General features: G+C 39.3%; 20 protein-coding genes and 1 pseudogene. 7 read left to right on the top strand and 14 right to left on the bottom strand.

What is annotated here, in order from left to right; translation table 11 throughout:
- Positions 1–34 precede the first annotated feature (34 nt).
- From A3K93_RS05525 to A3K93_RS05505, 5 genes are all read right to left on the bottom strand, one after another.
- Positions 35–1,507 (bottom strand): adenylate/guanylate cyclase domain-containing protein, encoded by a 1,473-nt coding sequence (locus A3K93_RS05525; protein WP_067729668.1) that lies wholly within the window; start codon positions 1,505–1,507, stop codon positions 35–37.
- A gap of 53 nt (positions 1,508–1,560) precedes the next feature.
- Entirely contained in the window at positions 1,561–1,995 is a 435-nt protein-coding gene (locus A3K93_RS05520) for an HIT domain-containing protein (protein WP_067729666.1), read from the bottom strand.
- Positions 1,996–2,220: 225 nt separating this feature from the next.
- Positions 2,221–5,679 carry a transcription-repair coupling factor gene (gene mfd, locus A3K93_RS05515; protein ID WP_067729664.1) on the bottom strand — a complete coding sequence of 1,153 codons (3,459 nt, stop codon included), beginning with the start codon at positions 5,677–5,679 and terminating at the stop codon, positions 2,221–2,223.
- A 104-nt stretch (positions 5,680–5,783) separates the two neighbouring features.
- Positions 5,784–6,143, bottom strand: a complete 360-nt coding sequence (locus tag A3K93_RS05510) for a hypothetical protein (protein WP_067729662.1) — start codon at positions 6,141–6,143, stop codon at positions 5,784–5,786.
- An 85-nt stretch (positions 6,144–6,228) separates the two neighbouring features.
- The gene (locus tag A3K93_RS05505) at positions 6,229–6,723 is read right to left on the bottom strand and encodes an Lrp/AsnC ligand binding domain-containing protein (protein WP_067729660.1); all 495 of its coding nucleotides are present in this window, start codon (positions 6,721–6,723) and stop codon (positions 6,229–6,231) included.
- Positions 6,724–7,006: 283 nt separating this feature from the next.
- On the opposite strand from A3K93_RS05505, the gene trmA reads away from it, so the two are divergent.
- The 3 genes from trmA (at position 7,007) to A3K93_RS05490 (ending at position 9,327) form a co-directional block, all read left to right on the top strand.
- Positions 7,007–8,089 (top strand): tRNA (uridine(54)-C5)-methyltransferase TrmA, encoded by a 1,083-nt coding sequence (gene trmA, locus A3K93_RS05500; RefSeq protein WP_067729658.1) that lies wholly within the window; start codon positions 7,007–7,009, stop codon positions 8,087–8,089.
- 243 nt (positions 8,090–8,332) lie between these two features.
- Positions 8,333–8,557: a hypothetical protein gene (locus A3K93_RS05495; RefSeq protein ID WP_067729656.1), complete on the top strand. Its 225-nt coding sequence runs from the start codon at positions 8,333–8,335 to the stop codon at positions 8,555–8,557.
- A 215-nt stretch (positions 8,558–8,772) separates the two neighbouring features.
- Positions 8,773–9,327, top strand: a complete 555-nt coding sequence (locus A3K93_RS05490; RefSeq protein ID WP_081408517.1) for a lecithin retinol acyltransferase family protein — start codon at positions 8,773–8,775, stop codon at positions 9,325–9,327.
- Between the two features lie 40 nt (positions 9,328–9,367).
- Here the strand turns inward: A3K93_RS05490 and A3K93_RS05485 are convergent.
- Together A3K93_RS05485 and A3K93_RS05480 are read right to left on the bottom strand one after the other, a co-directional pair.
- Positions 9,368–10,281, bottom strand: a pseudogene (locus tag A3K93_RS05485) (bestrophin family protein).
- 59 nt (positions 10,282–10,340) lie between these two features.
- Positions 10,341–12,068 (bottom strand): glutamine--tRNA ligase/YqeY domain fusion protein, encoded by a 1,728-nt coding sequence (locus A3K93_RS05480; RefSeq protein ID WP_067729651.1) that lies wholly within the window; start codon positions 12,066–12,068, stop codon positions 10,341–10,343.
- A gap of 390 nt (positions 12,069–12,458) precedes the next feature.
- Here A3K93_RS05480 and A3K93_RS05475 point away from each other — a divergent pair, with 390 nt between their 5' ends.
- Both A3K93_RS05475 and A3K93_RS05470 read left to right on the top strand, forming a co-directional pair.
- A complete protein-coding gene (locus A3K93_RS05475; RefSeq protein ID WP_067729648.1) occupies positions 12,459–12,968 on the top strand; it encodes a peptidylprolyl isomerase in 510 nt (169 codons plus the stop codon).
- Between the two features lie 94 nt (positions 12,969–13,062).
- Positions 13,063–13,782 carry a UDP-2,3-diacylglucosamine diphosphatase gene (locus A3K93_RS05470; protein WP_067729646.1) on the top strand — a complete coding sequence of 240 codons (720 nt, stop codon included), beginning with the start codon at positions 13,063–13,065 and terminating at the stop codon, positions 13,780–13,782.
- A 17-nt stretch (positions 13,783–13,799) separates the two neighbouring features.
- Here the strand turns inward: A3K93_RS05470 and A3K93_RS05465 are convergent, their stop codons facing one another.
- From A3K93_RS05465 to hpaI, 6 genes are all read right to left on the bottom strand, one after another.
- The gene (locus A3K93_RS05465; protein WP_067729644.1) at positions 13,800–14,018 is read right to left on the bottom strand and encodes a transposase; all 219 of its coding nucleotides are present in this window, start codon (positions 14,016–14,018) and stop codon (positions 13,800–13,802) included.
- A gap of 283 nt (positions 14,019–14,301) precedes the next feature.
- Complete coding sequence (locus A3K93_RS05460; RefSeq protein ID WP_067729642.1) at positions 14,302–14,934, bottom strand: HAD-IA family hydrolase; 633 nt, start codon at positions 14,932–14,934, stop codon at positions 14,302–14,304.
- Entirely contained in the window at positions 14,934–16,046 is a 1,113-nt protein-coding gene (locus A3K93_RS05455) for an LLM class flavin-dependent oxidoreductase (RefSeq protein ID WP_067729640.1), read from the bottom strand. Before A3K93_RS05455 ends, A3K93_RS05460 begins: the two co-directional genes overlap by 1 nt.
- Positions 16,047–16,058: 12 nt before the next feature.
- Positions 16,059–16,904, bottom strand: a complete 846-nt coding sequence (locus tag A3K93_RS05450; protein ID WP_067729638.1) for a sulfurtransferase — start codon at positions 16,902–16,904, stop codon at positions 16,059–16,061.
- Complete coding sequence (thiM, locus tag A3K93_RS05445; protein WP_067731678.1) at positions 16,901–17,752, bottom strand: hydroxyethylthiazole kinase; 852 nt, start codon at positions 17,750–17,752, stop codon at positions 16,901–16,903. The genes A3K93_RS05450 and thiM overlap by 4 nt, the downstream gene beginning before the upstream one ends.
- 318 nt (positions 17,753–18,070) lie before the next feature.
- Positions 18,071–18,865, bottom strand: a complete 795-nt coding sequence (gene hpaI / locus A3K93_RS05440) for a 4-hydroxy-2-oxoheptanedioate aldolase (RefSeq protein WP_067729636.1) — start codon at positions 18,863–18,865, stop codon at positions 18,071–18,073.
- 243 nt (positions 18,866–19,108) lie between these two features.
- Here hpaI and nfsB point away from each other — a divergent pair, with 243 nt between their 5' ends.
- On the top strand, positions 19,109–19,762 hold the full coding sequence (gene nfsB, locus A3K93_RS05435) for an oxygen-insensitive NAD(P)H nitroreductase (RefSeq protein ID WP_067729634.1): 654 nt from the start codon (positions 19,109–19,111) through the stop codon (positions 19,760–19,762).
- Positions 19,763–19,868: 106 nt separating this feature from the next.
- Positions 19,869–20,096, top strand: coding sequence for a hypothetical protein (locus tag A3K93_RS05430; RefSeq protein ID WP_067729632.1), 228 nt, complete (start codon positions 19,869–19,871; stop codon positions 20,094–20,096).
- Here the strand turns inward: A3K93_RS05430 and A3K93_RS05425 are convergent.
- Positions 20,059–20,913: a DMT family transporter gene (locus A3K93_RS05425; protein ID WP_067729630.1), complete on the bottom strand. Its 855-nt coding sequence runs from the start codon at positions 20,911–20,913 to the stop codon at positions 20,059–20,061. The two genes, A3K93_RS05430 and A3K93_RS05425, sit on opposite strands and share 38 nt — an antisense overlap.
- Between the last annotated feature and the right edge of the window lie 35 nt (positions 20,914–20,948).

Below are 20,948 nucleotides of genomic sequence, written 5' to 3'. Positions count from 1 at the left end.
TATCGGAGCGTTTCTAAAATTTGATATCAAATGATCAATTTTGAAACTCTTTAGAATGCGCAACTAAATCAACAGCAACCTCATCTTCAATATTGAGTTTTACAATCCCTTCCGCATTGGTGAGTTGTTGCTGTGTTTGAATGCGTTGCGTCATTTTTTCAAGCACATGCAGCAGTTCAGGATATTCAAAGTTTTGTACTTCATCTAAATTAAGCAATAAATGGAAGCCTTTATATTCATAATCGAACCAACGCTGATAATCCATTTTACGTGAACTATATTTTTCCATCACTTGCCATGAGCGAACAGGTTGCTTAATTCCTTTTAAATAAATCGGTGCTTTCGGTGCACATAAATAATCATTTTTAATTAAATTATGAGTATCTTCAGAAATCAGAATTTCATCCACTTCTGCTGCACTTTGTAAACGCGCTGCTAAATTGGCATCACGACCGACAATGGTGTACGCCATACGATGGTTTGCCCCATAGTTACCCACGTGACAATAACCTGTTGAAATCCCCATTCGAATATGTAAAGGCGGATAACCCATTTTCACCCAGCGTTCACGCAACAATTTCATTTGTTGGCGCATGGCGATTGCCATTTCCATACAGCTTTTTGCATCTTGTTCTACGCCTTGGCTATGTGGATCACCAAAGAAGACCAAGATCGCATCACCCATAAACTTATCGACGGTAGCTTCATACTTTTTCGCGATTTCAGTCATATGACTCAAATAATCATTGAGTAAGAATGCCAAGTCATCTGGGATGAGCGTTTCTGAAAGCTCTGTAAAGCCTTGAATATCAGAAAAGAAAACTGTTAATTTTTTACGCTTGTATTCAATTTTCGCTTCAGATTCACCTTTCATAATCGACTGCCACAATTGTTGTGGTGCATATCGGCTTAGCTGATTGGCAAACTCCATATAACGATTCATTTGGTCATAGTAGTGTGTTTTTTGCTGTGACATAAAACGTACGCGACTACTTTGATAGTAATTACCGACACCAAAGTAAGTGAACAGGCACAGAAAACCAAGCACAGTCAATTCACTGCTGGTTGGCTCGAAATAGCTACCGAAACCAAAGATCAGAATACTGCATGCATAAAAAATAGCGATCCCAATAAGAGTCGCTAATGAAACCGTTAAAAACGAAATTTTATTACTAATTGCGGTATACAGTAATGCGGCTAGCCCTAATAAACTCAAGACAAGGTTTAAATGAACTGCAGAGAGGACGATCGCAATAACTGTAATATCCATCATAAAGAAAACATTGCATTTTACTTTACGACTGTAGCGATAGATTAATTCTTTTGAGAGCCGTGGCGATGTAACAAGAAGGAAGAATAAAAAGAGCGGGATAAAAATTTGATATTGTGTATCTGGCTCTGTGTAGTGATAAACGACAAGTACCAAAGACAGCATGATATATCCCATCAACCGATGGAAAAATTCAAAATGCTTCGGTTCTTTATGTACCCAGTCGTCTATTTGCACTCAACTACTCCTCGAAGTACATAGCCAACGGTCTCAAATAATATGGATTCAAATTAATCCATACGCCAATCGAATGGCATATCACCTTGGCCACGTAGCGCGAGCATCAATGTTTGACGCATATGTGCGAGCACTTCACTGCTATATGGAACAGCAGGTGTTCCCCACACTGGCTTAGGCCATGCCACATCATTTTGATAACGTACAACATGATGGAAATGAAGTTGTGGCACCATATTACCGAGTGCAGCAACGTTCATTTTATCAGCACGGAATACACGAGACAGTTGGCTTGATAACCAGCTTGACTCACGTAAAAACTGTTCTTGGTCTGCCTGACTTAATTCATAAAGTTCAGAAACACCAGGCACACGTGGGATCAAAATGAGCCAAGGAAATTGCATATCATTCATCAAACGACATGTTGATAAAGGAAAGTCGCCTACAAAAAAAGTATCTTGAGCAAGTTGTGGATGCAAACTAAACATATCTTTATAAATGATGCAAAATTAGAATGATGGCTAATACTACCATATCCAGCACAGGCTGAATATTGGCAGCAATGTGTTTAAATACAAATTTGTACTTAATGTCTTGATCCTAGTCACAGTTATGACTTTACGCAATCCCCTAGAATTATCAAGACATTATTTTCTATAAAAACGTTGTCTTTAATCATTTTAGACAAAAGGTAATCAAAACATCACATACAATTAATGTAACTCTTTCAGCAAACTATCTAATAAATCCGTAATAAATTGTATGCGTTTTTCGTAATCTTCCAGCATCACCATCACTTTCAAACGTTGCCCGCCGTTCATACGGAAATAAGTTGGATGTTTTTGCATCATTTGAATGATGGTCACAGCCTGCACAGGTGTATCCGGTGCAAATTCAATGTGTCCACCTTGGCTACTAATATCAATTTTAGTAATACCCAACTGCTCTGCTTTTAAACGTATTTGATGAACCGCAAAAAGCTGTTTAACCGGCTGTGGAGGTAGGCCAAAACGATCAATTAATTCCATACGGATGTTATCGAGTTTTTCTCGGCTATCCGTATTACTGATGCGCTTATAGAACAATAAACGTTGATGAACATCGCCTAAGTAATCATCTGGGATTAAGGCTGGCATATGCAGATTAATCTCTGCAGTTAACGATAATGGCGCATCGAAATTCGGGGTTTTGCCCTTTTGAATGGCTTTGGTGGCTTTTTCCAGCATTTCCATATACAGGCTATAACCAATCGCCTGCATTGAACCACTTTGCTGCTCACCCAATAGTTCACCCGCACCACGAATTTCTAAGTCTTCTGTGGCGAGCATAAAACCTGCACCTAAATTAGAAGCACGTTGTAGCGCATCCAGACGTTTTTCAGCATCACCTTTTAAGCCTTTAATTGAAGGTACCAACAGATATGCATAGGCTTGGTGATGTGAACGCCCAACACGACCACGTAATTGATGTAATTGCGCAAGACCGAGTTTGTCGGCACGCTCAATGATAATGGTATTGGCATTAGGAACATCAATCCCTGTTTCAATGATCGTTGAGCAGACTAAGACGTTATATTCTTTGTGATAGAACTGCTGCATGACTTGTTCAAGCTCGCGTTCACGCATTTGTCCATGTGCAACTGCAACACGCGCTTCAGGGACTAGTTCACGTAAATTTTCAGCTGCACGTTCAATACTATCCACTTCATTATGCAAGAAATACACTTGACCACCACGTAGCAACTCACGCAGAACTGCTTCTTTAATGGAGTCGCCAGTATGCTCCTGCACAAAGGTTTTAACAGCAAGACGGCGTGCTGGAGGTGTGGCAATAATCGATAGATCACGCATGCCACTAAAGGCCATATTTAAAGTACGCGGGATTGGTGTTGCGGTCAGCGTTAACATATCGACGTCAGCACGCATGGCTTTAATGCGTTCTTTATCACGCACACCAAAGCGGTGTTCTTCATCGACAATCATCAAACCTAAATTTTTAAATCGCACATTCTCTTGCAAAATTTTATGGGTACCAATCACGATATCCACTTTACCATCGGCAAGATCATCAATGATTTTGGTATGCGCTTTTGATGAGCCAAAACGTGATAACACTTCAATGCGAACCGGCCAATCAGCAAAACGATCTTTAAACGATTCATAATGCTGCTGAGCTAGGAGTGTCGTTGGGACAAGCACCGCCACCTGACGATTATTTTGTACTGCTACAAAAGCAGCACGCATCGCCACTTCAGTTTTACCGAAACCAACATCACCACACACCAAACGATCCATCGGTTTAGCCTGTTGCATATCATGCAAAGTTGCTTCAATCGCATTGGCTTGGTCAAGCGTTTCCTCATAGGCAAAACCACTGGCAAACTGCATATATAGACTTTGATCAAGTTCAAAGCTGATACCTGGTTTCGCAGTACGACGCGCTTGAATATGCAGAAGTTCTGCTGCAACGTCATGAATTTGTTCCAGCGCTTTACGTTTGGCTTTAGACCATGCGTCTGTGCCGAGTTTATGTAGTGGGGCTAAATCGGGGTCACCACCACTATAGCGACTAATGAGATGCAAATTGGTGACAGGAACATAGACTTTTGCCGCATCTGCATAATCAAGTTGTAAAAACTCGTGGTCCTGATCATCAATACTTAAGGTAATCAGTCCTGCATAGCGCCCTACGCCATAATCAATGTGCACCACAGGTGCACCAATTGAGAGTTCAGTCAGACTGCGAACTAGAAACTCTTCTGAAACCTCTTGCTGACGTTTACGACGGCGTTGAACCACGCGATGTTCATAAAGCTGATTTTCTGAAATGATGCTGAGTTGCTCGGTCAGCTCTAATCCACGTTCAAGTGGTGCACTGGTAATGGCAATTGCATGTAAGGACTGAATAAATTCATCAAATCCTTCTACAGTTGGGATATCTCCCAAGCTAGCACGCAGCGCGTCCTTTAAAGTTTCACGACGACCCGCACTTTCAGCAACCAATAAAACTGGATGATTGGCTTCATCAATATATTTTTTAACCGCAGCAAAGGGTTTTTCTTGCTTAGGATCAACCGGTAAACGTGGCGGTGTTTGAGTATTTAGATTAACGATACCCGATTTTTCAGCAAAAGGTTCTTGTGCAGCCACAATACGTGGAAATTGATTCAGTGACTCTAGCAACTGAGACGTTTGAAAGAATAAAGCTGAGGGTTCTAAAATGGGTTGATCAACATTATGACGACGATCTTCATAACGTCTAACTACATCAACCCAAAATTGATTAATACCATCTTCGAATGACTGATCTGTAATGACAATGGAATGCTGTGGTAGATACGAAATAAGACTGCTTTGTGTTTTCATTGCCTCCGCTTCAAAAAACAGCGGCAAATAAAACTCAATCCCAGGTGATGCAATACCGTCTAAGACATCCTGATAAATTGGATTTTTCTTAGGGTTTGCAGTTGGAAATGCTTCTGCATAACGATCTCTAAAGGTCGAACGTGCTTCTTTGAGTGGGAATTCTTGAGCAGGTAAAACAGTAAATTGATCTAGATTCTGTGTAGTTCGTTGTGTTTCTGGATCAAAGAATTTTAAAGTTTCAATTTCATCATCAAACAGATCGATACGGATCGGTGCATCTTGACCTGACGCATAGATATCCATGATGCTGCCACGTACTGCAAACTCACCGTGGTCATAAACTGTATCGACTAGATGATAGCCCGCTTGGATTAATTTTTTCTTTTGTTGCTCTAAATCGAACTTTTGTCCGACACGTATATCAAAGTGTTCACCCAAGACCCAATTGGTCGGCGCAACACGTTGCGCTAAAGTTGAGGTTGATACCAATAGCACGCCTTTTTTAGGCATATTTGATAATATCGCCAAACGTTCAGACACGATATCTTGATGCGGTGATAATCGGTCATACGGCAAAATTTCCCAATCGGGAAAAATGGTCGGTTTTACCCCATAAAATTCAAGTTCACTTTCCAACTGCCCCAAATGCTGATTATTGCGTGCAACCACAACAAAGAGCTGATCGTATTGCTTTACGATTTCTTTCAACAAAAATCCCGTTGCAGAACCATGCAGGTTCCCTAACCAACGTTTTTCGCCAGATTTGAGTTTAGATAAATTGAGTTGTTTAATTTCTTGTTGGAACATGAAAGTGGCTATGAGTTCTAAACATGGCCACTATCTTATCATGTGATAGATCACTGACTTGGTTATTTTTATTATCCATCATTACACTTTTAACGATTCATGAATTACTTTTGATCACGGATAAACTGACGATAATAATCATTAAGTAATTTCACGATCTGCTTAAATTCAAGCAAATTTTCTTTATTGTTACCAAGTCTCGCAAAATAACGCCCAGAGGCAATTTCTAAGTCAATTTTTTCATTGATAATCATTGCTGCTGAATATAAAGCTGCCAAATCATCAAATTTCTTTAAACGGCGATTAGATAAAAACTCAAGACGCTCTCCTAGCGATTCATTTAAACGAACTCCACCGACAATAAATCCATACTCTTCACTGAATTCAATTTGATGTTCTGCAAGATATGCTTCAGCCAATTTGGTATTTGAGCTTTTAAAAAGTGAGGTGAGTTTATTAAACATGTGGGATCTATCGAAGTAAAAACATCACAATCATGATAACAAGCTATAAGACACATCCAAAGCTAAAGCTTGACATCTTCATGTTTTATTGGGTTTGTATTCCTGCTTTGAGTTTCAGTTTTTGTGTCTCTTTAATCACTTCCATAACAGGATAACTACGCGTTTCCTTCAGTCCTGGTAATTGCCATAGCACTTGACCAGAAATACGGCGGAAGTCTTCCATATTTGCACAGCGAATTTTAGCGACAAAATCAAAACCACCACTAATCATATGACATTCAACAATTTCTGGTATTTGTTTGACTGCATCGGTAAAAGCATCTAAAACATTGGGGTAAGTTTTATCGACCATAATCTCAACAAAGACCAAAAAAGCATTATTGAGCAAATTAGGATTGAGACGTGCCTCGTAACCCACGATAAAACCTTCTTTAGTGAGCTTTTGCACGCGCGTTAACGCAGCTGTTGGAGATAGATTGACCATTTCAGCCAGTTTAATATTCGACACCTTTCCATCATTTTGCAAAATTTCCAAAATTCGAATATCAATTCGATCAAGTGTCAAATAAGCTAGCGTCATATTACAGGATCTCTTTTGCTTTTAAAGTATCGGCTATGTGCTTGATACAAGCATATGAACATAGCTATAGAAGCTTAATTCTAGCATTGAGACGATATGCTCATCATATCTATTGCTTTATTTACTCCAATTTTTTTCACACATGTGCTATCAAGCAATTTATATTTTCAAAATTACAATCAAGAAATGCTCTAAATCTTGGTTTGTACCTCAATAGTCTTAGGCATCAGATCAAAATTTTGCTACCATTTGCGTTTTAAAATATTTCGATTTTTTATTGCATATGACTTCATCTTATCAGCAACAACTTGATGCAAAAGTTGAACGTATTTCTGCCCAATTCGCCGAATTTAATCCACCTGCATTACAAGTTTTCCAATCGCCTGAACAATATTACCGTATGCGAGCTGAATTCCGTATTTGGCATACGGAAGATGATTTGTTTTATGCCATGTTTGAACGTGATGAAAATAACAATAAAAAAGTCATCCGTATCGATGAATTCCCTGTTGCAGACAAAAGCATTAACGACTTAATGCCGAAATTGCTCACCGCATTTAAAGCAGATCCTATTTTAGGCTCTCGTTTATTTGAAGTGCACTTCCTTGCAACATTAAAAGGTGAAATGCTGGTTTCACTGATTTACCATCGCAAATTAGATGAAACCTGGGAACCTGCAGCAAAAAAACTAGCTGACGAACTGAATATTAAATTGATTGGTCGTAGCCGCGGTCAGAAGTTTGTTTTAACAGATGAATTCGTGGTTGAAGAGCTTAAGGTTTTTGACCGTCTATACCGTTATAAACAAATCGAAAGCAGCTTTACTCAACCGAATGCTCAAGTTTGTCAAAAAATGTTGGAATGGGCATGTACTGTCGCTGATAAGTCTGACAAAGATTTACTCGAACTATACTGTGGTAATGGTAACTTTACTCTACCGCTTTCAACTAAGTTCCGCCGTGTGCTAGCGACTGAACTGGCAAAATCATCGGTTTATGCTGCACAGTGGAATATTGAACAAAACCAAATTGATAACATTCAAGTGGCTCGTCTTTCTGCTGAAGACTTTACGCAAGCCTATAACGGTGAACGTGAATTCCGTCGCCTGCAAGAAGCTAATATTGATATTTCAACTTATGACTTTGATACTGTATTTGTCGATCCACCACGTGCAGGTATCGATGACGAAACTTTAAAACTGCTGCAACGTTTTGAGCGTATAATTTATATTTCATGTAATCCTGATACGTTGCATGACAACTTAAAAACTTTGTCTCGAACCCATAAAGTGACCCAGTTGGCAATGTTCGACCAATTCCCTTATACCCATCATGTCGAATCTGGCGTTCTACTTGAAAAGATTTAAACAATTTATTTCAAGTCATATGCACTAAGCAAAAAGGAGCTTTAACGAGCTCCTTTTTTATTTCCCTTTAAAAAAAATCACTTAGCGCACTCACCTAAGTAACCCCTAAAATATGTCATTAAGCATCTCATAATTGATCGGAAAATATACCGATTAAATGTGCCGCACTTCACAATGCTAATCTTGCTTTATTTATAAAACTGACTATATTGCACCTTATGTTAGGTTGTGTATGAAGGCTCTATGAGTTTTTGGCATAAATTGTTCGAAAATGAACAAAAAAATGGACATAAGAACCAAGTGGCTTGTGTCGAAAATGATTGCTCTTGCAAATCAAATGAACAACTTCTTGAGGCGCTTGCAAAAGCAACCGATGAAGATGTAATTATTGGGATTAAGAAAGTTCTGGCTTCACGCGGTTATAGCCGTAAGGAGCTAAATGAACTTCAGCATGCCCCATTGCAATAGGTACGCTGCCTTCTTAAAAAAGCATTTGAAACATCAAATGCTTTTTTTTACGTCAATCAAATAAATTTAGAATAATGCTTAGGCTATTAAAAATTTGAATAACCTCATCAGCCATTTCTATTTAGATTAATATTCAACCACTCCTGTCGCTAAACGATTAAAAAAACGTTACACTTAGAAAAGAAAATCCCCTGTACAACATTTTGTTTAGGTCTATGCAATACACTCCACGGTTTCCTTTAGGTTCCCACCTTATGGTTAAACATTTCGGCTATACCCATCATGGAATATATGCTGGACGAGGTCGTGTCATTCATTATTCAGGTTTTGCCCATTTTTTTAAAAAACATCCGATTGAAATTACTTCAATTGAAAAATTCAGTAATGGCAAACCGATCCACGTTCAACACTATGACACACCCAAATACAAAGGTCGTAAAGTAGTCCGCCGTATGCGCTCACGCATGCATGAAAACAATTATCATCTGATTATTAATAATTGCGAGCATCTATGTACTTGGGCCATAACAGGCGTAGAAAGTAGCCCTCAAGTGATTCGGATGATGAATCGTTTAACTACGATTGGCTATATCAGCTCGATGATGAGCTTTATGAACAGTATGTTCTTGACCCTGACAACGACCAGCTTTGCTTTAGTGCTATATATCAAGAAGAAATTGCGTGACAAAGCCAAAGAACGGTTTGAACACTATCAACAGCTCCATGAACAGTTTCAACAGGAACGAAGTGACCTAAAGAAACTTAAATAAAAAGCGCCGAAATACGGCGCTTTTTTTATGAATGTCACTTTTAACTTAAATGACCTTTATAACTTGGAATCATCTCAGGCAACGCGGTATGCCCTAATGAGCTAAGTGTTTCTCTTTCCACCAATCTTACAATCGAATCTAAAGCTAAATCGTTATCTTGAAGTCCAAATGGTTCTTCAAGTTCCCCACTTAAGGCATCTAAACCTAAAAATAAATATGCAATCAATGCCACCAATATCGGAGTCCACAATCCCAAACTTGCTTCTAAGCTAAACGGCAGAATAAAACAAAATGAATATACTGTGCGGTGTAACAGCACTGAATAAGCAAACGGTAATGGTGTAGTAATAATACGGTCACAGCCCGCCTGAATATCCCCAAGTGCCACTGTATGTTGATTTAAATTGTGGTAAATAATATCGCTAATACTTCCCTTCTTATACGCATGTGCCAAATCCTTTTGCATTTGCTCTAGTACCCACTGCGGTGGATTCACTTGTCCTCTGATTTGCTCAAACTGTTCTGCGCTAAAATTTGACGTTAAATGATAAAATTCGATGCTCTGCTCACGATGGCTTAAACGATCACGCAATAAATGCGTAAACAGCATAGTGCGGTTCAATAGATATTCTCTAGCATTTGATCCAGTACATAGCTATCACGACTTAAATGCCGCGTAGTAGCAATCAAAGCTCCCCATAGTTTTCGCCCTTCCCACCAACGCTCATAACACGCACTGTTACGAAAGCTCATGAAAATAGAAAGAATCACACCAAAAATGGTAAAACCAATCGCAGGTACGGCAGGAAGATTAAAAAAGTGCATTCGGCTTAGATAGACCAAAATACTCGAAATTAAGACGACTAAAGCTAAAGCTGGCAAAACTTTCGGTAAGATCGTACCGTGCCAAGCAAACAATAAACCGAGACTATTACTTTTATCGCGAACAATCATGCGCGTACTGCTCCATTAAAAAAGCTCAACCGAAGTTGAGCTTTTTATTGCTGTCTAACCTATTTAGCAGGTTTGAAACTATCTTTCAAATCTAAAATACGGTTAAACACTGGTTTTTCACTTGTATGATCATGTTGATCTGCAACAAAGTAACCTTCACGTTCAAATTGGAAACGATCTTCAGGTTTGGCTTGCGCAAGTGCTGGCTCAATGACAGCTTGAACGACTTTTAATGAATCAGGGTTCAAGTTTGCAAGGAAGTCATCACCTGTTTCAGGATCAGATTCTGTAAATAGGCGATCATAAATACGAACTTCAGCAGGAATACCTTGAGTTGCTGAAACCCAATGCACAACACCTTTCACCTTACGACCTTCAGGGTTTTTACCTAAAGTTTCAGGATCAATTGAGCATTTAAGTTCAATGACTTCGCCGTTTGCATCTTTAATTACTTCATCACATTTAATTACGTAAGCGTGGCGTAAACGTACTTCACCACCCGGAATTAAACGTTTAAAACCTTTTGGTGGCTCTTCTTCAAAGTCTTTACGGTCGATGTAGATTTCAGAGGTTAACGGAATGATACGATCGCCCATGTCTACATTCGGATGACGTGCATGACTAAGATCCATATCCACAGGTAAGTTGGTTAAAGTCACTTTGAGTGGATTTAACACTGCCATACCACGTGCCGCTGTATTTTCTAAAGATTGACGGATGCAATATTCAAGCATCGATACATCAACAATACTGCCATCTACTTTAGAGACACCAACACGTTTACAGAAATCACGTAAACCTTCAGGCGTAAAACCACGACGGCGCATACCGACAACCGTTGGCATACGAGGATCATCCCAACCATTGACATAGTTACCTTCTACCAATTTACGTAATTTACGCTTAGAAGTAATGGTGTAATCTACATTTAAACGGCTAGACTCGTACTGACGTGGTATTGCTGGAGATTTAACTTTTTCAACCACCCAGTCATAGAATGGACGGTGATCCTGGAACTCAAGCGTACATAAAGAGTGTGTAACACCTTCAATGGCATCTGATAATGGATGCGCATAGTCGTACATTGGATAAATTTTCCATTTATCGCCTGTTTGATGGTGTTCAGAATGCAAAATACGATACAAGATCGGATCACGCATATGCACGTTTGGAGATGCCATATCAATTTTGGCACGCAATACAGCCTGACCTTCAGCATATTCACCATTACGCATTTTTTCAAAGCGCTCTAGGTTTTCTGCAACAGTCGCATCACGCTGTGGTGAGTTTTTACCAGGCTCTACGAAGTTACCACGATTGACACGGATTTCTTCAGGTGTTTGAAGGTCAACATAAGCATCACCTTGTTCAATCAATTGGATTGCCCAAGTGTAAAGCTGGTCAAAATAGCTAGATGCGTAGCATGGTTCACCTTTCCATTCAAAACCAAGCCATTTCACATCATTGGCAATACCATCAACGTATTCTTGTTCTTCAGCATCAGGGTTGGTGTCATCAAAACGAAGGTTACAGTAACCACCGAATTCTTGAGCAACACCAAAGTTTAAGCAAATTGCTTTTACATGACCAATATGTAGATAGCCATTTGGTTCAGGTGGGAAACGTGTCACCACTTGAGCAGTACGACCTGCTTCTAAATCATCGGTGATGACTTGGCGCACAAAGTCTAAACCCGGTTGTTGTTCCTGCTGCTGCGCTGAATCGACTGCATTCTTGTTTTGGGTCGGGTTCTCGGGCAGAGATGTCACAACATCATTTGGCTTCATGATCAATCATTCACTTCTAAAGTTAAAATAAGGGATTTACCAAACTTCACACCGCTGAATCTGGTGATGCAGTTTCAATAAAAGGTTTATTAGTTTAACGATAGGTGATCAATCTCTCAACTGCTAACTGTTGTATTTGTTTCCTATTCAGACAGCTAGTTTTTAGTTTGAAAACTCAACTTCAAAATCTGAGTAATGTCTTTGTAGATAAAAGACGCCTGCGTATCATTATGTAAATTTCTACCATAAGCACTGCATAAATAAGATACTATTTTGATGTTTTTATAAAGAAAGTCATGTTTTTTACTTGCCTTGTCGTTTAGAGTTTGCTTATGCTTCTCTCATTCAAAAAAACCATGGCACTTCTGTCCATGATTAGGAGATTACACAATGAGTTTTCCTCAAGTCGAATTAAACACCAATAAAGGTCGTATTGTTCTTGAATTAAACGCTGAAAAAGCACCTAAAACAGTGGCTAACTTCTTAGAATACGTTCGCGACGGTTTTTATGACGGCGTAATTTTCCACCGTGTAATTGACGGTTTCATGATCCAAGGCGGTGGCATGGATGAAAACTTCAAAGAAAAAGCAACTCGTGATTCTATTGAAAACGAAGCTGACAACGGTCTAAGCAATGACGTGGGTACAATCGCGATGGCGCGTACTCAAGCACCTCACTCTGCTTCTGCACAGTTCTTCATCAACGTGAAAAACAACTCTTTCCTTAACCACACTGGCAAAACTGCTCAAGGTTGGGGTTATGCCGTATTTGGTAAAGTAGTTGAAGGCATGGACGTTGTGAACGAAATTAAAGGCGTTCGTACAGGTAACCGTGGCTACCACGCTGACGTTCCTCTAGAAAACGTTGTAATCGAATCAGCTAAAATCATTTCTGAGTAATTAATCTCCCTAAATCCCTCTTTTAAAAAGAGGGACTTTCCTCCCTTTCATAAAGGGAGGTTAGGAGGGATTAAATTAAACAAGGAAAAAAATAGTGACCTATCTGTTTATATCAGATTTACATTTGTCACCCGATCACCCTCGACTCGTTCGGGGGTTTTTCGATTTATTGCAACACTATAAAAATCAGAATACTCAGCTGTATATTTTAGGCGATTGGTTTAATGCCTGGATTGGTGATGATGATCAATCCGAATGGTTAAGCTCCATCATTAAACACCTTAAAGTATTTACAGATGCAGGCAATCAAATTTACTTCCAAGTCGGTAATCGTGATTTTGCCTTAGGACAAAAATTTCTAGATCAATTTTCAGGTCAACTTTTAAATGAAGTTGATTATTTGCAAATTGTCGATATTCGATTCCGCCTTGAACATGGCGATGCTCTCTGTACTGATGATGTCAGCTATCAACGCTTTAAAAAAGTCATCCGTCATCCACTACTGTTGGGATTGTTAAAAAGAACACCATTGGTCTTTCGCAAAAAACTCGCTCATGGATTCCGTAAAAAAAGTCGTAAATCTCAAAACTTCAAAAGTTATGAAGTCATGGATGTGAATCAAAATGCAGTCAGAGATGCAATACAAAATGTCGATGTCTTAATTCATGGGCATACACATCGTGCGCATGTGCATGAGATCGCTGCGAAAAAGAGAATTGTATTAGGCGACTGGCGGGAGCATTCTGCTTATATTTTAGAATTTGAGCCAAATATAAAAGTACAAGATTTAAAATTAAAAGAGTGGCTATATTAGCCACTCTTTTAATATTTTTACTGCAGACGATACAGTTGATTTACGCCTGTGTAGAAACTTTTACCATCAAGGTTAAATTGGATTTCTTCACCAGAAGATAATTGAATCATTGATCCAACATCGACCCAAATAAAACCATCAAGAGTACTTTGTTTACGTTTAAGTGGAACAACTTTTACATTAATTTCACAGCCATTTACAGCAGTCGCTGTATACCATTGATTTAAAATTTTCAAAATATTTACTCATTACATGAGCTTTTCGTGACACAACAAAGAGATTAATAAAACCAGATTTGAATAATAATTCTGTAGTTACTAAGATTTTTCTCAGGATCATTCCTGAAATATGTACATCACAATTAGCTAAAAAAGACCAGCGAAAACACTATTCGCTTTAAAGTGTTACCTTTATACGCGCTATTGACCTCAATTGCAAATGACTTTGTAATGACACATAAGTCATTTGCTTGCTTCAACAGACAAACCCTGACAAATCAGAGTTTATCTTTTCTTGGGTTTATTTCAGTCGCAGCTGGGTATAATCATCAATATTAGTCACATCAAAAGATTTAGCCAATGAACCCAAGGTAATCAACTGAGCTTGTGCCTGCTGAGCCGCTTGAATGCCTGAAGGTGCATCCTCAAAAACCACACAATCCTGAATTTTAAGATTCAATAATTCTGCACCTTTTAAATATCCTTCAGGACTTGGCTTGCCCTGTTCGACATCTTCAGCGGATACCATCATTTTAGGAAGTGGCAAACCTGCAGCAGCTAAACGCGCCTTAATTAGCACACGTTCAGATGAACTCACCACCGCCCAAGGAATATCTAATTCATTAAGTTGCTGCAAAAAAGCGTTCGCACCTTTCATGGCAACTGCTTGATCACTCGCTACAACAAAACGTTGGGTTAACGCCTCATATTCAACAGATACCTTCGCCTCGTCGATAAAGTGTCGCACAATATCGATACTGCGTTTACCATGACTGAAATCAATCACGGTATTTACATCCAGTTGGTTGTGCTCTGCCCATACCCTAAGTATGTCTGCAATTGATCCCATGGACTCAACTAATGTGCCATCAAGATCGAAGAGTACGCCTTGTGCGTGAAGAATATGTCCACGCGTTTGCAATTGAATCTGCATTATTCACCAATCGTTTTAAGCAGTGGCAACAACAATTTTGATGTGTATTCTGCTTCTTCAATTAATGGCCAACCCGACATGATTAATGCAGTCATCCCTGTCTCAACATGATATTTCTCAACTTGTGTCGCAATATTTTCCGGGCTACCGACCAAATATGCTGCAGATGACGCATAACCGAAGATATCCAGTGAAGACCATGCACTCATCCCTGCAAATAGATTTTCTTCTAAACGCAAAGACTCAAGCGGTGGCAATTGTCCTTTACGAATATAATCCACCCATTCCTGACGCTGTGCGTCCGGTGCAGTAAAGTTATCAATACTTTGCTCACCATTAGTTTTACGCTTAATGGATACATCAAGTTTTTGCTTTAACAGTTCTGCACCTGTTTTTTCAAAAATTTTATAGAACTGTTGCTCTGCTTCTTTTTGAGTTTCACGTACCGTAACACTGGTCAATGCACCCATATCGTCATATCGACGACCTTGACGCTCTGCGGACGCTTTCGCGCGAGCAAACTGGTCTTTCACGCGTGCACGCTCACGAATCATGAGTAAATAGGTATTGACGACTTTACCTGCATGTTCTATTCCTGCTGCTGAATCCCCTGTACCCCACAAAGGAATACCCCCTGGTGTGGTTGGCTCAATGGTAAAATCAGTATTTGGGAATAATGAGCGGTAGCCTTTGGCATAATGCTGTTGGAATTCTTTCCAGTACGACTCACCCAATTCATAACGAGTTTCAGGTGTTAAGGTTACGCCATAAGTTCCAATACGCTGTGGTGTACCATTAATGTGATTGAACAATAAACGGCTACCGTGGAATTTTTCAAATGTCAGCGCTTGTTCCGCAAGAAGTTTTGCTGGTGTCAATCCTGCATATTCTGCCACCAAAAACTTCATATTTTCAGTGAAACCTGCGACTGAAGAAGCCGAAGTTAATGGGTCATTTGGCCATGTTGCGACCAATGCACCGTAGAATCCACCTTGATCAATCGTCTGAGCCAATTTTTTATAGCGTTTGAAATCTACAGGATAAAATTCTTCTTGAATCCATGGATAGTTACCATCCGCGGTACTCAAGTACCAAAGTGCTTTAATTGCCATTGCAATATCCTATTATTCAATCATTGTCTGAAGGGGAAGTTTTGGATCTGCACTCCACTCGGACATCGAACCATCATAGATTTTGATCGATTTTGCCTGAGTCTGTTGTAGTGCAAAGGCAGCACCACTCGCAGTAATGCCACTTCCACAGTAGATAATGATGTCTCGGTTTAAATTAAGGCCAAAGTCAGCCTGAAAGTTTGAAAAAGAATCTTTAAAGAAACCATCTGCATCTAAAAATTGTGCAAATGGGATATTGATGCTGCCTGGAATATGCCCTGCTCGTGCATAGCGCAGTTCTTCACCACGAAAGACCACTGGACGGAGTACATTAACGAGCTGTGCATCCTGCGGTCCATTCACCACAGCTTTAACGTCATTTAAATCAGCAAAATATTGCGCTTGGAAATTTAAATTAAAGTCGTGATGAGTCTTTGATTGTGTTGCTTGGTGCGAACCTTGTTCAAGTGGATAATCTTGAGTCTGCCAAGCCTTAAATCCACCATGCAATACATACACATTAGTAATGCCAAAAGCCTGTAACACCCACCACAAACGAGTCGCCCAAATATGATTTTCACGGTCATAAATTACAATCGGCTGATTGGAATTGAGACCAAAATGCGACAGTGAATTTCGCATTTCTGTTAAATTAGGGTGCTGGTAATCGAGATCAGTGCCTTGTTGACTAAAATGTTGCGTTAGATCGACATATTGTGCGGTTGGAATATGCCCCTGCTCAAAAGCATATAATGCGTGTTGAGCTTGGGTTGCATTTGCTGTTTTAGCCCCGACTTCAAGAATTTGCACATCATTCAAACGACGAAACAAATCCTCTGCACTGATCAATGATTTCATGCGGCTTTTAATTCCTCGACACTAAATTCCAAGTATTCAGCAAAGTCATCAGCGTTAACTTTATACAACTCATTGATAAATTCACGTTGGAAATCACCAGGTGCATCGGTTTTCAAGTGTGCTTTTTTACCTGCCACAGCATAATGTGCATGAGCAGCAACCACGGCATTAAAAGGTGTGGTCACAGAACTATATGCCGCAACCAATGCGCCTAATGAGCAGCCCGATGCTGTCACAAGTGGAAAGAAAAAACTTCCGCCTTTTACTTTAGCCAGCCAGTATTGTGTCCCTTCTGCATTTTCAGTTTTAGAGACGATATGATCGACTTCACCAGATGCAGAAACAACATCTGTGTGATCAAGCAATGATTGTGCAGCTTGAACGGAATCTGCGGCATCGTTAGAACTATCAAAACCTTTGGCATTGGTGCCTAAACCCGCTAGACCAATAATCTCAGATGCATTACCGCGAATAACCGTCGGTTTGTATTCAAGGAAATCTGCAGCCAACTGACCGCGCCAAGACAAGGCACCTGCAGCAATTGGGTCAAGTACCCATGGTTTATTCAATTGATGAGCTTCACGAATAGCGAGTTGCATTGATTCAACCAATGCAGCTGTCGGCGTGCCTAAGTTCACCACCAAGCCATTTGCATAACGAATAAATTCTGCTGCTTCTTCAGGATTATCAACCATTGCAGGTGATGCACCAGCGCTGAGTAAGACATTCGCCATAAAATTCACAGATACACTGTTAGTAATGCATTGCACAAGTGGACGTTGATTTTTAAGCGCTTGATGAGCAGCCAAAATTGTTTCTAAACTCGGAATTTGAACTGAACTAGACATAGTATTAAGCGACATTATTACTTGAATATTCACATTATTCACCATTAACTATGCAGTGAAAAATAAGAAAATGGACAGTGCTTATCATATTTTTATAATTATCATTTTATGCTTTATATATATGATTTTATGCTAATAAATTTAAAACCCAGATAATACTGATACCTTAAGGCTCAGCTTTTATCTTCTTTAATAAAGGTTGAAATAAGACAAAAAAGGAATAAGAGTCCTTATCTACTCATGAGCTTTAAATACGAATTTCAATCATAAAAAAAGCAACTGAGTACAGTTGCTTTTTTTATTCAATACTCAAAGTACTTAATAGCCGCCTTGTGACTGCATAACTTCAGTATCGGGTTTATATTTTACCAATAGACTACGTAGAGAATTCATCAACACACTGGTATCCACCCCAACAGCGACAAATTCAGTCCCCAAATCCAAATACTTTTGGGTAACTTCATGTTGTGTCGATAAAATCCCGGCTGCTTTGCCAGAAGTACGAATCCGTTGAATAGCATCAACCACGGCTTTTTGCACTTCAGGATGATTTGGATTGCCTTCGTATCCCATCGTTGCTGACAGATCGACTGCGCCAATAAAAATACCATCAATACCGTCTATTTTCAGAATGTCATCCAGGTTTTCTAAACCTTTCACAGATTCAATCTGAATTAAAAGACAAATATCTTCATGTGCAGTTTGATAATAATTTGGAATACTGTTCCAACGTGTTGCACGTGCAAGTGCCGCGCCGACACCACGCACGCCCAGTGGTGGATAACGTACCGCTTTGACCATCAGTTCCGCTTGCTCAACGGTTTCAATCATTGGTATTAGTAAAGTCTGTGCACCAATATCCAAGAGCTGTTTAATCAGTTGTACACTGCCAATTGGTGGACGAACCACCGCTTGTGATGGATAGGCTGCAATACTTTGCAATTGTGACAATGTCGTACGTAAATCACTTGGTGCATGTTCACCATCAATGAGTAACCAGTCGTAGCCTGCATTGGCAGCAATTTCAGTTCCATAGGCATCTGCTAAACCGACCCATAAACCGATCTGCTGTTCAGTTTTCAGTTTGCGTTTAAAGTAATTGGTGTATTGCATACCACCTACTCGCTTCAATGTAATGGCTCATCAAATTATTAAACGCCTCTTGATAAAATTAACCAAGATGCAATATCTATTTCATTATTAGATTTAACTATAAGACGATAATTCGCAACATATCTGTTTCGATTAAAGCATAAGATGATTGCTGATCAATTTATTGTACTATGAGCAGTATTCAGCGTTTGATTCGATGTCACGCTGACCTAATGAATATTTAAAAAAGTTTGGAGTTCGATTATGGATTTACTCAAGGTATCAAAAACGCGTTACACCACAAAAGCTTATGATCCGAGTAAAAAAATCCCTCAAGAACAATTTGAAAAATTATTGCAGGTTTTAAGACTTGCGCCATCTTCAATTAACATCCAACCTTGGCATTTTTTCATTGCCGAAGATGCTGCTGCTAAACAACGTATTGCAAAAGCTTTGACCGAGCAATATGCCTACAATGCACCAAAAGTGCTCGACTCATCTCATACCATTTTATTTTGCACTAAAGTCGATATTACAGAAGATCATCTAGACCAGCTTTTAGCACAAGATGAATCAGCAGGTCGCTTTAAAGGTGATGCTGCCAAAGAAGCACAAAAAAATACCCGTATTGGCTACGTCAACTATTATAAAAATGAAAAAGGTGATATTGGTCGTTGGGCTGAAAATCAGACCTTTATTGCTTTAGGTCAAATGTTACTTGCTGCAGGTCTTGAAGGAATTGATGCGACGCCAATTGGTGGCTTTAACGAAGAAGTCATTAGTCAGGAATTTGGATTAAAAGAAAAAGGACTGATTCCATCGGTACTTTTAACCTTTGGTTATCGTAGTGAGAATGACTTTAATGCCAAATTACCAAAATCTCGTCTGAAAGAAGAACAAATATTCACCAAAATTTAATTTTTATGATATAAAAGGGCCGAAAAATGCCCTTTTATATCAATTTGGGCCTATTTTTTGCTTAATCAATAATAATCACAACATAAACAATAAAAAGAGGTGCCTTATGTCTATTCAACTCACTAAACCGCTTAAATTTGAATGCACCGATTGTGACAAAATCTATTTAAATGGTTTCACTCAAGAAGAACATCACTATCCGAATTGCCCACACTGCCAAAAAGCGGGTTTATTACTTGGCACGGCTGAAGTTCAAGATTTGGTACGTTATCCACTTGACTACGCAACGTCTTACTTTAAGCAGACATTGCATATGCTAAGCAAAGCACACTAAGCAATCCCAGCACCAAACCCAAACTGCTTGCAGGTTTTAACTTTTCTTTAAACACCATCAGACCTGCAAGCACGCCAAATACCACCACCAAAATATTCATACCTGCAAATACAATCGCTGGTGTGTCTTTTAATAACATATGCGCTTTCACATAAAGTGCAATATTGGCGAAATTTAAAAGCCCTAAGAATAAGCCTGCTGCAATATTCTTTGTATCTCCTACGTTTTTATATTTGTAGCTGAGATATGCCATAGAAACGATAAATGCACAAATAAACATCAGGTTTAATGCGACTGGAAAATGTAATCCCAAACCTGTGGTGTATTTAAGTAGTACATCAATGAGTGCATAGCCGCCCCAAACGCTGGCTAAATAAAACATGCCCTGCTTGCCATTGCTTCCACCCGATCGGTTAGACCACAAGATAATCAGAACAGAAAGAATGCCTAAAATAATCCCAAGCACTTTAGACTGACTAAATTGTTCCTGAAAAATAAAATAAGCGGCTGCAAGTGAGAGCACCACAGAAAGTCGCTGTGCAATTTCTGTTTTTAAAATACCCGCTGTTTGCAATGCTTTGCTCAACAGCAAAAAAACGCTCGGCAATAAAATACCTAAAGCTAAAATTAACAGCCATGGCGTGTCAGTGATTGATAAACTTTGAAAGTCAGGTTTAAACCATAAAAAGCATAAGATACTTGCAGTTGCATAGTTCCAACCAATCATATGTATTGCGCTTAAACCTTGCTGTTTGGCAATTTTCAGCACAATTGAAACAGCGACACTACAAATTGCAGCAGCAAAAATTAATTCCATAACCCACTCTTGTTATACATCATGATTTTGTTTTT

The sequence above is a fragment of the Acinetobacter sp. NCu2D-2 genome (assembly GCF_001647675.1).
Taxonomy (GTDB): Bacteria; Pseudomonadota; Gammaproteobacteria; order Pseudomonadales; family Moraxellaceae; genus Acinetobacter.
The sequence above is the reverse complement of the archived record's forward strand: the minus strand, read 5'-3'. Positions and strand labels throughout refer to the sequence as shown.

Bases quoted from the DNA above. Each gene is read 5' to 3' on its own strand.
- A3K93_RS05520 (WP_067729666.1), bottom strand. From the start codon at position 1,995: ATGTTTAGTTTGCATCCACAACTTGCTCAAGATACTTTTTTTGTAGGC.
- mfd (WP_067729664.1), bottom strand. From the start codon at position 5,679: ATGTTCCAACAAGAAATTAAACAACTCAATTTATCTAAACTCAAATCT.
- A3K93_RS05510 (WP_067729662.1), bottom strand. From the start codon at position 6,143: ATGTTTAATAAACTCACCTCACTTTTTAAAAGCTCAAATACCAAATTG.
- A3K93_RS05505 (WP_067729660.1), bottom strand. From the start codon at position 6,723: ATGACGCTAGCTTATTTGACACTTGATCGAATTGATATTCGAATTTTG.
- trmA (WP_067729658.1), top strand. From the start codon at position 7,007: ATGACTTCATCTTATCAGCAACAACTTGATGCAAAAGTTGAACGTATT.
- A3K93_RS05495 (WP_067729656.1), top strand. From the start codon at position 8,333: ATGAGTTTTTGGCATAAATTGTTCGAAAATGAACAAAAAAATGGACAT.
- A3K93_RS05490 (WP_081408517.1), top strand. From the start codon at position 8,773: ATGCAATACACTCCACGGTTTCCTTTAGGTTCCCACCTTATGGTTAAA.
- A3K93_RS05480 (WP_067729651.1), bottom strand. From the start codon at position 12,068: ATGAAGCCAAATGATGTTGTGACATCTCTGCCCGAGAACCCGACCCAA.
- A3K93_RS05475 (WP_067729648.1), top strand. From the start codon at position 12,459: ATGAGTTTTCCTCAAGTCGAATTAAACACCAATAAAGGTCGTATTGTT.
- A3K93_RS05460 (WP_067729642.1), bottom strand. From the start codon at position 14,934: ATGCAGATTCAATTGCAAACGCGTGGACATATTCTTCACGCACAAGGC.
- A3K93_RS05455 (WP_067729640.1), bottom strand. From the start codon at position 16,046: ATGGCAATTAAAGCACTTTGGTACTTGAGTACCGCGGATGGTAACTAT.
- A3K93_RS05450 (WP_067729638.1), bottom strand. From the start codon at position 16,904: ATGAAATCATTGATCAGTGCAGAGGATTTGTTTCGTCGTTTGAATGAT.
- thiM (WP_067731678.1), bottom strand. From the start codon at position 17,752: ATGTCTAGTTCAGTTCAAATTCCGAGTTTAGAAACAATTTTGGCTGCT.
- hpaI (WP_067729636.1), bottom strand. From the start codon at position 18,865: ATGCAATACACCAATTACTTTAAACGCAAACTGAAAACTGAACAGCAG.
- nfsB (WP_067729634.1), top strand. From the start codon at position 19,109: ATGGATTTACTCAAGGTATCAAAAACGCGTTACACCACAAAAGCTTAT.
- A3K93_RS05430 (WP_067729632.1), top strand. From the start codon at position 19,869: ATGTCTATTCAACTCACTAAACCGCTTAAATTTGAATGCACCGATTGT.
- A3K93_RS05425 (WP_067729630.1), bottom strand. From the start codon at position 20,913: ATGGAATTAATTTTTGCTGCTGCAATTTGTAGTGTCGCTGTTTCAATT.